The following is a 12,695-nucleotide window of genomic DNA, read 5'->3' as shown; positions in this document are numbered from 1 at the left end:
TTTTTTATTGTTCTAAGTTTCTAATTACTCATCTAAAAGTAAATTGAGAGTTACCGTAATATTATCGCGCGTAGCACGAGAATACGGACAAACTTTGTGTGCTTTGTTTACCAAGTCTTCGCCTGTCTCTACATCTACTCCCGGTAAATAGCAGTCTAAAGTGGCTTGCAACTGAAGGTTATCTTCCTTGGTTTTACCAATTTCAATAGTTGCAGTTACACTCATATCATCGCTCAAATCTATCTTTTCATTTTCTGCCACTAACTGAATTGCAGATCCAAAACACGCCGCATAAGCACTGCCAAAAAGTTGTTCGGGATTTGTTCCTTTTCCACCTTCGCCGCCCAAACCTTTTGGAACTGAAAGTTCCATGTCAATTTTTTTATCGTCTGAAGTTACGTGACCTGTTCTGCCACCTACTGCCGTGGATGAAGCTTCATATAGCTTTTTCATTTTCTTGTACATTTAAAATTATTAATTTTCAATATACTATGTAAAACCCATCTTTAAAAGAACAAATTCATAAATTTGTCCTAAATTCACGCTGTGGCAGATACACAAAAAAATAATAGCGCATTAAACGAAAAGAAAGGCGTTCAGCAACCCCAAACATTGAATACAAAGGTAGCAGAACGACATAAGTCTCTTAAAAAGAAAAACCCTTCTGTTTCCCAATTGGTCTCCAAAATCTTAAATCAGAACCAGACTGCCCTTAGCCAAGCTATTACCATTATTGAAAGTACCGCCAAAAAACATCAAAAACAAGCAAAGGAAATTATTGAACAATGTTTGCCACACGCCAATAAATCCATTCGCATCGGTATTACAGGCGTTCCCGGCGTAGGCAAAAGCACTTTTATTGAAAGCTTTGGCAGCCTTCTAATTGCCAACGGGAAAAAAGTAGCGGTACTAACCGTAGATCCCAGTAGTAGCATTAGTGGTGGCAGTATTCTTGGCGACAAAACCCGAATGGAAGAACTGGTAAAAGCGCCCAATGCGTTTATTCGTCCGTCCGCCAGTGGCGACACATTGGGTGGCGTAGCCCGAAAAACACGCGAAACAATTATTCTATGCGAAGCCGCGGGTTTTAACGTAATTCTGATTGAAACCGTAGGCGTGGGCCAAAGCGAAACCGCAGTACATTCTATGACAGATTTCTTTCTGCTGCTTAAACTAGCAGGCGCAGGAGACGAGCTACAAGGCATTAAACGAGGAATTATGGAAATGGCAGACTCCATTATTATCAACAAAGCCGATGGAGACAACTTAAAAGCCGCAAAGATGGCGAAAAACGAATTTAACCGTGCCTTGCACCTTTATCCCGCAAAGGAAAGCGGATGGGCGCCAAAAACACTTTTGAGCAGCGCCCTTAAAAATGAAGGCATTTCAGAAATCTGGGAAGTGGTTTCAAATTATTTTGAAACCGTAAAAAGCAACGGCTATTTTCAATATAAAAGAAAAGAGCAAAATAAATTCTGGCTAATGCAAACCGTTGAAAGCAGATTGAAAAGTGAGTTTTACGCGAATCCGTCAGTGAAAATAGAACTGCAAAAACAATTGAAAGCAATTGATGAAAATAAAACTACACCTTTTGCCGCTGCCGAAAAACTGCTTTCAATCCCCAAATAATCTTCAGAAAAAAAGCCGACGTTTTAAACTTAATGAGTACAAACAGTTAAGCTTTTAGGAAGTATTTTAATAATTTTGAATATTGCTGAGTTACAGATCCACCATCGCATTGTACTTTTAAAATTGTATTATCCAAGCTTTTAATTTCCAAAGCTGTAAGTTGTTGAAACCGAACTTCCTTTAGCCAATGATGTTTTTTAAAGAGAAATAACATCGTAAAAAGCACTAATTTGAAACGTGAAAGTTTCGGAACAATAACCACGTCCAACAATCCATCCTGCAAAGAAGCTTGAGGGGTTAAACTCATTTTATAACCCATTTCGTTCGAGTTTGAAACGAAAAGCAAAAAGGGTGAAATCAATTCGGTGGTTCCGTTGTATTTCAGTTCCACCACATTTTTATAGTTATATTTTTTAAGTGTTCGCCAAGTAGATTGAACATAACTAAAAAGTTGGCGCGTCGTATTTTCTTCAAAATCTGAGATTACATGCGCATCAAAACCAACGCCAGTATTGCTGAAAAAAGGCTCGTTATTTACAGTGCCCGTATCTATTGTCATCACTTTTTGGTTTTTAATGATGTTGAGCGCCTTTTTTAAATTCTTCGGAATTCTTAAGTTGGAAGCCAATCCGTTCCCCGAACCCATTGGCAAAATTCCTAAAACCACCGAAGTATTGACCAAACAGGAAGCTACTTCATTAATAGTTCCATCGCCACCGCAGGCTACTATAATTTGCGCGCCTTCTTCAATAGAGGCTTTTGCAAGCGCTTTGGCGTGTAAAACAAATTCGGTTTTCTTTATTGAAACCGCGTATTCCGAATTCGGAAAAAAGGCCTCCAACATATCCGTGGAAAGTTCATTTCTCCCCTTCCCCGCAATTGGGTTTACAATAAAATGAAGGTTAGTTTTCAAGTCCCAAACTGTTTAGCTTCAACCCACCGTTTGAAAATAAATAATCCGCGGTTTGATAGTTTGAAATTATTTCCTTCAGAAAAGTTTCATCTTCTTTGAGCGGTAAAAGCTCATTTGTTTCACGGTTCCATTGATAAAAATTTGAAACCTTTTGGTCGCTTAAAACCATAACATTGTCATTCTTTTTCAGCAGGCCAAGCTTTCGGTAAGTACCTAAAAAAGCGCGTTCTCCTTCAGGTTTCATTTGTAAAATATCGGTTCCGAATAAATTGGAATTGTAATTCCAATTTAAAAGTGAAAACAAGGTTGGAAAAATATCAATTTGTGAAGCCATTTTATCAACCTTCGCGGCAGCAACGTTTGGCACGTTCAACATTAAACCCGGAATGTGATAATTCTTCACATCCAGTTCCTGCCTTCCGGCACTTGACGCGCAATGGTCTGCCATAATTATAATGATCGTATTTTTATACCACTCCTTTTGCTGCGCGTTTTTTAAAAATTCGCCAATGGCATAATCGGTGTATTTTACCGCGCCACTCCTGCCACTGCCAGAGGGAATGTCTATTTTTCCTTCGGGATAAGTATACGGACGGTGGTTACTGGTTGTCATCACAAAATCGAAAAAAGGTTCTCCGGCATTATGCGCTTTATCGGCAACTTTAATTACCTTGTTGTAAATATCTTCATCCGCGATTCCCCAAGCATTTTCAAAAGTTACCTCTTCATCTTCAATATTGGTGCGGGTTGTGGTAATGCTTGCATCCAGTAAAAAACCACGTCCGCGATCCACGATATTAAACCCATTTCCGCCAAAAAAACTATTCATATTATCAAAATAGCCATCACCACCGTAAAAGAAATTTCGTTGGTAGCCCTTCTGTTTAAAAACTTCGCCAATAGTAAATAGCTGTTGGTTGTTTTCGCGTTTAACGATGCTTCTGCCGGGAGTTGGCGGAATGGAAAGCGTAATAGCTTCCATACCCCGAACTGTACGGGTTCCCGTGGCGAAAAGATTGGTGAAAAACAAACTGTGGTGTGCTAAAGAATCCAGCGTAGGCGTTATGTTTTCAGTATTTCCGAAGGATTCCAAAAAGTTTGCACTCAAACTTTCCACACAAATAAATATTACGTTTGGCCTTTGTTCGGGCAACGAATCTGTATTCGAAATATTTCGATAAATTAATTCCTTTTCGGGAAAAAGAAGACTGTCGCCACGCTTTCTAAATTCGTTTTTAACTTCGGAAAAAGCTTCGTTTACAGGTAAAGTTTTGTAAAAATTTGTAAATGAAAGCTCGTTATTTTGAAATGCAGCAAAGAAAGAATAGATTCCAGTTTTTGCAATTTCGTTGTTATAACGGTTTTCAAATTGCTCCGCATCTTTGTTTTTTACGAAAAAAGCAAATACAAAAGCTATTAATATAAAAAAGGTTGTTGGTAGTAATTTCTGTTTAAAAGTGGTTTCGTTATTGAATGTTTTCTGAAAAATGCCTCTCCGTTTCGTGCGAAAAAGAAGCAGCGCAGTTAAAAGTAAGATTCCGCCCACCAACAAAGGAATGGGGTACGATTCGTTGATGTTTTTAACAACCTCGTAGGTGTAAATTAAATAGTCCACCGCAATAAAATTGAAGCGATTTTTAAATTCTTCCCAAAAAGTAATTTCGGCAAAAAACGAAAAAAGAAAAATGACGAGCCCAAGCGTATAGGCAAACCACGTTATAATTCTGTCAAACAGCGAGCCGTACCATTTCTTTGGAAAAAACAATAAATAAAGCGCGTAGGGAACTGCAAAAAACGATACGGTGCCCACGTCAAAAAAGAAACCGATGAGCAATGTATTACCAATTTTAAAGAAAGAAGTATCTACTTCGCCGAGCATCCAAAAGATAAAAATGAGCCTAATTATGGTGGAAAAGAAGATATAAGTACCAACAAAATACCATAAAAGACGAAATCTTTTTGGGTGAAATTTTGAACAGAAAGTCATAAAAATAATTTGGTTAATACCAGTTAAAACGAAATTTTATTGCTTTGATTACAAACTGCTTAAAAATTATTTTTAAACCATACGGTCTGCGCAATGAGTCCATCTTTTAAAGAGGTTTTTGGATTGTATCCTAATAATTTTCTAGCCTTATCAATATTTGCTTTGGTTCGCGATTGATCACCGGCGCGGGGTGGTTTATTTTCGGTGGCTATTTTCGTGTTGAGTATTTCTTCAACCGTTGAAATTCCTTGTGCTGTGGTGCTTTCGGTTTCGGTCCCGAGATTGAAAATTTCACCGTTGCAAATTTTTTCTTTTCCAAAAACGCTCACAATTCCGTCAACAATATCTTGCACATAAGTAAAACTGCGCAGGTGTTTTTCGCTGCCCTCAAAAAGTGGGAAAGCTTTATTATTCAACCCGCAATCTATTAAGCGAGTATAAAGCTTATCGGGTCTTTCGCGCGGTCCGTAAACCGAGAAAAGCCTAAAGGAAGTTGCTTTCAAATTATTCGCGCGACTTTTTGCCAAAACTAATTGCTCTGCTGCAAGTTTGGTAACCCCATACCACGACGCAGGTTTTGGTGGCACGCTTTCAGGGAAAGTTGCTTCCAACCCGTAAATTGAAGAAGTGGCAATATTTACAAAAAATGGTTGCTTCGGAAGCTTTTCGGCAAACTCAAGCAAACGTTGGGTCGCCAAAATATTATTGCTGAAATAATCTTCAAAAGTAGAAGTATTTGAAATACCGGGATGTGCTGCAAAATGAAAAATATAGTCTAAATTATTAGGAAGCTTTTCAACTAAATTATCGGTTCGCAAATCAATATTTACAATTTCAATTGCTTTTTCAGCCAAAGCCGATGCATTTAATTTCTTCAGAGAAAGATCGTAATAAGGCGAGAAATTATCAACCCCAACTACCTCGTGCCCCATTGCTTTCAGCCTTTCGGCAGTATGCGATCCAATAAATCCAGCTGCACCCGTAACGAGTATTTTCATTGTTTAATTTTTTGAATCAAGATGGCATCAACTTTCTCTGGATGTCTTTCTTCCTGCTTCAATTTCTTTTGCAAAATAACATCTTTTTTAGGGTTCTGCTGTATTCTACAAAAAAGAAATACTTTTGCAGAAACCTTTTCAATTAAATAAATGTACGAATTCACAATCATTGTTCCCGTTTATAACGAAGAAGAAAACTTGGAACGGGTAGAAAAGGAACTTCTAGCCTACACCAAAATAGCAAGTAAAAAAACGGCAATTCTTTTTGTAAACGATGGTTCAAAAGATAAAAGCCAAGCGCTAATTGAAGCTATTTGTACGCGAAATGAAGCCTTCCACTTTATTTCTTTTAAAGAAAATCGCGGTCTCAGCGCGGCAATAAAAGCAGGTTTTGACCACGTTGAAAGTCCGCTGGTTGGTTATATAGACAGCGATTTACAAACTGCACCCGCAGATTTTAATTTACTATTGCAACATATTGGCGAATTCGATTTGGTTACCGGTGTACGCGCTGAAAGAAAAGATAAATTCGTGAAAAATATGTCGTCCACTATTGCCAACGGTATTCGCCGTGCTTTTACACAGGACGGGATGGACGATACCGGCTGCCCATTAAAAGTAATTAAAACAGATTACGCCAAACGAATCCCAATGTTTAAAGGGCTTCACCGTTTTTTGCCTGCCATGATTTTATTGCAAAACGGTAACATTATTCAAGTTCCTGTGCAACATTTTCCGCGTGTGGCCGGCACGGCAAAATTTGGACTTTGGAATAGATTATTGGGACCATTGATGGACTGTTTCGCCTATCTTTGGATGAAGAAAAAATACATCAACTACGAGATTAAAAGCAAGGGATGAGCAGCTGGGTTGTGTATGGCATTGGCTTTTTGGCGCAAATTCTTTTTAGCGCGCGACTTATTTTGCAGTGGATTCTTTCTGAAAAAAACAAACGCATTATTACCCCTTCCACATTTTGGAAACTGAGTTTATTTGCTTCATTTTTGCTTTTTGTGTACGGTCATTTGCGTGACGATTTCGCCATAATGCTCGGGCAAGCGCTAACGTATTATATTTATATTCGAAACTTACAATTGCAGGGCGAATGGCAGAAAGCACCAAAATTACTGCAAATTTTTCTGTTTATTTTTCCAATATTCGTTGTGTTATACGCCTACAATAATGGGGAATACGATATTGAAAAACTGTTTAACAATGAAAATATTCCGCTGTGGCTTTTGCTTTTGGGAATCGTTTCACAAATATTATTTACGCTTCGATTTGTGTACCAATGGCTGGTTTCTGAAAAAACAAAAACCTCGCAACTACCAGTGGGATTTTGGCGAATGAGCGTTATAGGCGCAACTCTAATTTTAGCGTATGCTATTTTCAGAAAAGATCCGGTGCTTTTTGTAGGCCATATTGCCGGACTTGTAATTTACGTGCGAAATATTTTTATTTGGAAAAAACAACTGCGTTATGAAATGCCCATTAAAAATTATGAACCAACCGAAAATGAATAACTTGGGCATTCCATCGCTTGTACTGAGCGAAGTCGAAGTTTCGGCTTTATCAAATATTTAATACAGATGAAAGTTGAAAAAAACTATTTATTACTGCTTTTATTTACTTGCGCCGCCATTTTCTTTGTGAATTTAAATTCGCTTCCCGTAAATATTATGGAGGCGCGAAACTTCATCACAGCTCGCGAAATGCTTACTGATGGCAATTGGTTACTCACCACCATAAACGGCGAACCACGCTACCAAAAACCACCGCTTCCCACGTGGCTCACGGCTTTCTCAGCGGCGATTTTTGGAATAAAATCAGTTTGGGCTTTACGGCTTCCCGCAGCAATAATGTCGCTTTTTTTAGTTTTGTGCTCCTACAAATTCGCACAAAAACTAACTTCTGAAAAATTATACGCTTTTATTAGTTCGCTGATAATGGCAACTTCTTTTTACATTGTTGCTTCCGCCCGCGCTGGACAGTGGGATATTTACACCCACGGGTTTATGGTGGGCTGTATTTATTTGCTCTATTTATTTTTTACAGAAAACACGCACAAATACCGAAACGCACTTTTAGCAGCACTGTTCTTTGGCTGTTCATTTTTAAGCAAAGGGCCCGTTTCGCTTTACGCCCTGCTTCTGCCCTTTTTACTCGCTTTCGGTATCGTTTACAAATACAAAAACTTTAAATCGCGCTGGTTGCCGCTGTTGGCTTTCTTGGCTGTTGCAACAGTAGTTTCGGGTTGGTGGCATTGGTACACACTAAATTTTGATCCGGCGGCAGTAGCAATCACCAAAAAGGAAACCACCAATTGGATTAGCTACGAAATAAAACCGTTTTACTATTATTGGAGTTTTTTCACACAAAGCGGCGTTTGGACCATTCCTGCTTTTATTGCCCTTTTGTATCCGTACTTAAAAAACCGGGTCTCAAATAAAAAAGCGTATCGCTTCACCTTTTTGTGGACGATGCTTTCGGTGATTTTACTTTCTTTAATTCCCGAGAAAAAATCGCGCTATTTGCTGCCTGTTTTAATTCCAATGGCACTAAATACGGGGTTTTATATTGAATATCTTTTCCGAAGATTTCAAGATTTGAAAGATAAACGCGAAACGATTCCCGTCTTTTTCAACTTCGGTTTAATTGGTTTTATAGGAATTGCCTTTCCCGTTGGCGGCTATATTTTTCTGAAAGATGGACTCGCAGGGAACTGGCTTTGGTTTGTGCTACTCTCCGCTGCTTTGTTGATTATTGCAGTTTTTATATTTCGAAATCTTTTCCGAAGAAAAATTGCAACCGTTTTTTATTTAACCATTGCTTTTATTATTGCCGTAATATGGTTCGGACTGCCGCTGAGCAAGGCCATTACCATAAATCCAGATTACAAACCGTTTTCAGAATTGCACAATTTTGAAGAAAAAGAGAATATAAAAATCTACGAATTTTCAGGAATGACCCCCGAACTTATTTGGGATTACGGCCAAAAGATGGAAATGCTAAATAAAGATGGCGAATTTATAACACCTGCTGAAAACCGTTTTGGTGTTTTGGTTTCGGAAGAAAGTTTAGAACATTTTAAAGAAGTTTACCCCAACTTCAAAACAGAACATATTGCCCGTTACGATATGAATCCGAAGGGTCCCGACAGCCGAACGCATAAAACGAGATTGTATCGAGAGTTATTTATTGTATCGAAAGAGTAGCATAATTGTCACCCTGAGCGCAGTAAAAGGGTCTTTTATGCAAGCAAATTTCCTTGGAAATATTCTCGACTGCGCTCGAACGTGCAAAAGAAAATCTGTTAAGTTTGTTGCGTTTTAAACTTCTTCTGCCCCCATTTCTGCAGCAGATAAAACAACCAACCCGTCAACCCACCAAAAGCCATTCCGCTAACAACATCTAGCGGATAATGCACGCCCAAATAAATACGACTGTAACCAGTTGCCACTGCCCAAACGAGTAGAATAAAAGGCAAGTATTTGTACCATTTTTGAAGACTTAACCCAAGAAAAACTGCAGCAGCCATAGAACTAGCGGCGTGTGCTGAAAAATAACCAAACCTACCACAGCCATCGGCAACGTAACGCATTAATGGTTGCAGCTCTTCCACTTTGCACGGTCTTGGGCGCTTTATTCCATATTTAAAAAGGCTGGCAATTTGGTCTGTGGCGGTAATCATTAAAGCCACGCAAACTATGATTACCAAAGTGCCTTTTAATCCGTAATGCCGAAAGACTAAATACAGAAGAAATGCGTACAACGGTATAGACGACCATTTTTCGGTTACAAACCGCCAAAATCCATCCCAAGAAGTGTTTCCCAGATTGTTTAAAAAGAGGAAAAATTCGGTGTCGTATTTTAGGAGTTCTTCAAGCATATTCAGGTTGTGGGGTTTTATATTTCTTAAGAATTATAATTCCGATAAATTTCATCGTATAATTTCTTAGAAATTCTGAATCCGTTATTTACTAGTTTATCAATGGTTTCCATTAATTCATTTAAATAGCCTTTTTCTTTTGCCAAAATCAGAATGCCAATAGTTCCTGTTGTCCTTATTTCTATACTTTTAGCGATATTTCTTCCTTTTTAGCTCATAGAGAAACTAATTGCGGCGTATTTTCGGGATTTTTAAGTTTTACCCAATTAGGTAATGGTTGGCCAAATTCACTTTGTATTTCGGAAGTTATGTAAACTTCCAAAAATAATTCTTCCAATATTCGAAGAATTCCCGCATAATATAAGGAGATCAAGCAACTTGTATCTGCAATTATTATTTGAGCCACTCAAGAGAATCGGCAGCCTGTCCAGCGGAAAGTTCACCTTTTTCAAATAAAATACCTGCCACATACATTTTCATACTGTGTTCATCAATAGATTCCGGCACTTTTATTTTTACAGTTTTCATACTATTGTAAAGATAATCGATTTTCTTTTAAAAGTTATTTAATCCTCATCATACCTCTCAATCTCGCGATCGTAAAAATCAGTTGCTCCCTGAATTAAATTTTCAGCTTCAGCTTCTAATTCTTTTTGATCTTCTTTGTCAAAATCTTCCAACCATTCCACCTCATCGTCTTCAAGATTGATAATAAAACGGGGAAATTCAGTATGTATCACGAAAATCGCATCTGGATAATCGCTGTTGTCGCCTAATAAATATTTTGGAAAATCCATTTTTTTCTAGTTTTGAAGGTGAGTCACAAATTCCCCTTTTAGGGATTAGGGGCTGCTATTAATTTTTTCGAAAGATAATTAAATCTGATGAATAACATAATGCCACTCGCCGTTAGTCCTGCGAATAGGCCAATCCAAATACCCATACTCTCCAGCGAAGTATGCATACTTAAATAATACGAAACTGGGAAACCGATAATCCAATACGCTATAAATGTAAGCACGGTAGGAATTTTTACGTCCTGCATTCCGCGCAGCGCCCCGAGGGCAACCACTTGCAAAGCATCGGTGAATTGAAAAATGGCGGCTATAAGTAATAATTGTGAAGCTAAAATTACTACTTCATTATTATCTGCAAACAGCGCTAAATTGTCGTAATCAAGAAATATTTTTGGCAGTGATTCATTAAAAATTATAAATCCAGCAACAAAAACCAATGATAAAAGTGCCGTGAGTAAAAAGATTGAAATTGCAACGCGTCGCAATTCCTTAAAATTCTTTAAACCTTTTTGATTCCCAACCCGAATCATCGCGGCAACGCTAAACCCCATCGCCACCATAAAAGTCATTGAAGCAAGGTTTAATGCTATTTGGTTTGCCGCTTGTGCATTCTTCCCAAGAATTCCGGAGAGCCATACTGCCGAAGTGAAAATACCCACTTCAAAAAACATCTGCATGGCCGAAGGAAAACCTAGGCTCAGCAGTTTTTTCAGCATTGCTTTGCTTAGGGTAAAAATTTTAATTTCGGTAACAAAAAAGCGCGACTTTTCTCGTCTGCTCAACAAATACCACAAATAAGCAACCATTACAACTCGCGACACTAATGTGCCAATTGCAGCGCCAACTACGCCTAATTCTGGCGCGCCAAACTTTCCGAAGATAAACATATAGTTTAGCAATACATTCACCAAATTCGCTACAATGGTGGCATACATTGGGAAGCGCGTCATAGACATACCATCGCTAAACTGTTTAAAACCTTGAAAAATAATTAGCGGAACTAAAGAGGCCGCAACCAGCGTTAAATATGGCATCGCCAAATCTACCACTTCCGGCGGTTGGCTCATTACGTACATTAATGGTTTGGCAAACATTACCGTTGCAAATAGCGCCAATCCTAAAACGATACACAAAAACAAGCCGTGTTTAAAAGACGATTTACCTTTTTCGCGATTGCCTTCACCATCCGCTTCGGCTACTAAAGGGGTAATTGCAGTAGAAAACCCAACCCCAAGACTCATAGCCACAAACATAAAACTGTTCCCCAAAGAAACAGCGGCAAGCTCGGCACTACCAAGCTGCCCCACCATAATATTATCTACCAAAGCCACCACTTGATGTCCCAACATGCCCAAAATAACGGGCGTTGCCAGTTTGGTGTTGTATTTAAATTCCTTGGTGTAATCTGAAAGAGCCAATTCTGAAAAATTTTTGGGCAAAGATAGTTGTTGTGTTTTTTAGAATGGCTTTGTGGTAATGAAAAAGTTTAGACGTTGAAAATGTTAATGAGTTTAATGGATTAATCTTTTAAAAATTATTTGATTCTGGCGGCCTTTCGCAAGACGCTTCAGCACGTACAACGTAAAAGTTTATAATTTTATGTTATAAAACTGCTTACATCTCGTTAAACCCTTTTTAATTCCCTGTTTCATTGCTTACTTTTAGTAAACTAAAAAAATAAATACTATGAAAAAGACCGATAATACTTCAAAAGAAAATCTACCCTACAATCCCGAAATTACCAAACACGATAAGGATATTTTAAAACAAGAAAATATCCATGGCGATGGCGGCGATGACCAGCAATTAAAGGATCGACAGAAAAAAGTAGATTTTGAAGGCAAAGATCTAGACATTCCTGGCAGCAATAAAGCAAAAAAAGAAAACAACCAAAGCGGAATACCAGATGAAGAAAATCACTTGTACAGCCAAGGGGGCGACAGCAAGGAAAACCTGGAACGGGACGACGCCGCGCTGTAAAAAATTAGATTCAAAAATAAATTGTGGGTGCCAGCTAAGGGCTATGTTCTATAATTTAACATAGCTGGCATGTAAATATATAACCAGAGGCGAAGTGTTTGTATTTCAATTGAAATTTATAACTATCTTTAATTGAATATAAATTGCTTCGCTATGCCTTATATAAAAACTACCCGGCTGCGCAAAAAAAGAGGTCCTTCTTTTTTCTTTATAATGGCACTATTTACATTGTTGGTGTCGCTGATAGGGTTTTCCAAAACATTTTTTTATCCAGTTTATGAGGGCAGTTTTTCGACTCCTTGGCCCGTACACCGCTAGCGCGAGCGTCCCGCTCGTGCCAACAACAAATAGAAAACCCCGCAGTCCACAAACGGTTAATGTTGCTAGCAACCATAGTTGTACTCTGGCACCGCTAGCGCGAGCGTCCCGCTCGTGCCAACAACAAATAGAAAACATAAACAATAAATGATAATTTTTGAGCGATACCGGAATATCCAGAAAT

14 protein-coding genes are annotated in these 12,695 nt (G+C 38.4%); 5 read left to right on the top strand and 9 right to left on the bottom strand.

Annotation, left to right across the window (positions count from 1 at the left end; genetic code table 11):
* Positions 1-24: 24 nt before the first annotated feature.
* Positions 25-453, bottom strand: coding sequence for an organic hydroperoxide resistance protein (locus K8089_RS15475; protein WP_237604205.1), 429 nt, complete (start codon positions 451-453; stop codon positions 25-27).
* A gap of 93 nt (positions 454-546) precedes the next feature.
* On the opposite strand from K8089_RS15475, the gene meaB reads away from it, so the two are divergent.
* A complete protein-coding gene (gene meaB / locus K8089_RS15470) occupies positions 547-1,629 on the top strand; it encodes a methylmalonyl Co-A mutase-associated GTPase MeaB (RefSeq protein ID WP_237604204.1) in 1,083 nt (360 codons plus the stop codon).
* A gap of 46 nt (positions 1,630-1,675) precedes the next feature.
* Here the strand turns inward: meaB and K8089_RS15465 are convergent, their stop codons facing one another.
* From K8089_RS15465 to K8089_RS15455, 3 genes are read right to left on the bottom strand one after another with little or no spacing between them, the layout of a single operon-like run.
* Positions 1,676-2,542 (bottom strand): diacylglycerol/lipid kinase family protein, encoded by an 867-nt coding sequence (locus tag K8089_RS15465; protein WP_237604203.1) that lies wholly within the window; start codon positions 2,540-2,542, stop codon positions 1,676-1,678.
* Positions 2,532-4,529 (bottom strand): LTA synthase family protein, encoded by a 1,998-nt coding sequence (locus K8089_RS15460; protein ID WP_237604202.1) that lies wholly within the window; start codon positions 4,527-4,529, stop codon positions 2,532-2,534. Before K8089_RS15460 ends, K8089_RS15465 begins: the two co-directional genes overlap by 11 nt.
* 59 nt (positions 4,530-4,588) lie before the next feature.
* A complete protein-coding gene (locus tag K8089_RS15455) occupies positions 4,589-5,527 on the bottom strand; it encodes an NAD-dependent epimerase/dehydratase family protein (RefSeq protein WP_237604201.1) in 939 nt (312 codons plus the stop codon).
* A gap of 150 nt (positions 5,528-5,677) precedes the next feature.
* On the opposite strand from K8089_RS15455, the gene K8089_RS15450 reads away from it, so the two are divergent.
* The 3 genes from K8089_RS15450 to K8089_RS15440 all read left to right on the top strand — a co-directional run bounded on the left by K8089_RS15450 (position 5,678) and on the right by K8089_RS15440 (position 8,742).
* Positions 5,678-6,388, top strand: coding sequence for a glycosyltransferase family 2 protein (locus tag K8089_RS15450; RefSeq protein WP_237604200.1), 711 nt, complete (start codon positions 5,678-5,680; stop codon positions 6,386-6,388).
* Complete coding sequence (locus tag K8089_RS15445) at positions 6,385-7,050, top strand: lipid-A-disaccharide synthase N-terminal domain-containing protein (RefSeq protein ID WP_237604199.1); 666 nt, start codon at positions 6,385-6,387, stop codon at positions 7,048-7,050. Before K8089_RS15450 ends, K8089_RS15445 begins: the two co-directional genes overlap by 4 nt.
* Positions 7,051-7,116: 66 nt before the next feature.
* Entirely contained in the window at positions 7,117-8,742 is a 1,626-nt protein-coding gene (locus tag K8089_RS15440) for an ArnT family glycosyltransferase (protein ID WP_237604198.1), read from the top strand.
* Between the two features lie 98 nt (positions 8,743-8,840).
* Here K8089_RS15440 and K8089_RS15435 read toward each other — a convergent pair whose 3' ends face one another.
* From K8089_RS15435 to K8089_RS15425, 5 genes are all read right to left on the bottom strand, one after another.
* Entirely contained in the window at positions 8,841-9,416 is a 576-nt protein-coding gene (locus K8089_RS15435) for a phosphatase PAP2 family protein (RefSeq protein WP_237604197.1), read from the bottom strand.
* Positions 9,417-9,442: 26 nt separating this feature from the next.
* Entirely contained in the window at positions 9,443-9,577 is a 135-nt protein-coding gene (locus tag K8089_RS16720; RefSeq protein ID WP_407932398.1) for a DUF3368 domain-containing protein, read from the bottom strand.
* Between the two features lie 232 nt (positions 9,578-9,809).
* A complete protein-coding gene (locus K8089_RS16555; RefSeq protein WP_262913945.1) occupies positions 9,810-9,944 on the bottom strand; it encodes a hypothetical protein in 135 nt (44 codons plus the stop codon).
* A 38-nt stretch (positions 9,945-9,982) separates the two neighbouring features.
* On the bottom strand, positions 9,983-10,213 hold the full coding sequence (locus K8089_RS15430; RefSeq protein WP_237604196.1) for a hypothetical protein: 231 nt from the start codon (positions 10,211-10,213) through the stop codon (positions 9,983-9,985).
* 38 nt (positions 10,214-10,251) lie between these two features.
* On the bottom strand, positions 10,252-11,631 hold the full coding sequence (locus tag K8089_RS15425) for an MATE family efflux transporter (RefSeq protein WP_237604206.1): 1,380 nt from the start codon (positions 11,629-11,631) through the stop codon (positions 10,252-10,254).
* Positions 11,632-11,899: 268 nt separating this feature from the next.
* On the opposite strand from K8089_RS15425, the gene K8089_RS15420 reads away from it, so the two are divergent.
* Positions 11,900-12,193 carry a hypothetical protein gene (locus tag K8089_RS15420; protein WP_237604195.1) on the top strand — a complete coding sequence of 98 codons (294 nt, stop codon included), beginning with the start codon at positions 11,900-11,902 and terminating at the stop codon, positions 12,191-12,193.
* Positions 12,194-12,695 lie beyond the last annotated feature (502 nt).

The organism is Aequorivita vitellina (assembly GCF_022008365.1).
In the GTDB taxonomy this organism is placed as follows: Bacteria; Bacteroidota; Bacteroidia; order Flavobacteriales; family Flavobacteriaceae; genus Aequorivita; species Aequorivita vitellina.
This window is presented reverse-complemented; position numbering and strand designations above follow the sequence as displayed.

Coding starts and splice junctions, on each gene's coding strand:
- K8089_RS15475 (WP_237604205.1), bottom strand. CDS start 453: ATGAAAAAGCTATATGAAGCTTCATCCACGGCAGTAGGTGGCAGAACA.
- K8089_RS15460 (WP_237604202.1), bottom strand. CDS start 4,529: ATGACTTTCTGTTCAAAATTTCACCCAAAAAGATTTCGTCTTTTATGG.
- K8089_RS15455 (WP_237604201.1), bottom strand. CDS start 5,527: ATGAAAATACTCGTTACGGGTGCAGCTGGATTTATTGGATCGCATACT.
- K8089_RS15450 (WP_237604200.1), top strand. CDS start 5,678: ATGTACGAATTCACAATCATTGTTCCCGTTTATAACGAAGAAGAAAAC.
- K8089_RS15445 (WP_237604199.1), top strand. CDS start 6,385: ATGAGCAGCTGGGTTGTGTATGGCATTGGCTTTTTGGCGCAAATTCTT.
- K8089_RS15440 (WP_237604198.1), top strand. CDS start 7,117: ATGAAAGTTGAAAAAAACTATTTATTACTGCTTTTATTTACTTGCGCC.
- K8089_RS15435 (WP_237604197.1), bottom strand. CDS start 9,416: ATGCTTGAAGAACTCCTAAAATACGACACCGAATTTTTCCTCTTTTTA.
- K8089_RS16555 (WP_262913945.1), bottom strand. CDS start 9,944: ATGAAAACTGTAAAAATAAAAGTGCCGGAATCTATTGATGAACACAGT.
- K8089_RS15430 (WP_237604196.1), bottom strand. CDS start 10,213: ATGGATTTTCCAAAATATTTATTAGGCGACAACAGCGATTATCCAGAT.
- K8089_RS15420 (WP_237604195.1), top strand. CDS start 11,900: ATGAAAAAGACCGATAATACTTCAAAAGAAAATCTACCCTACAATCCC.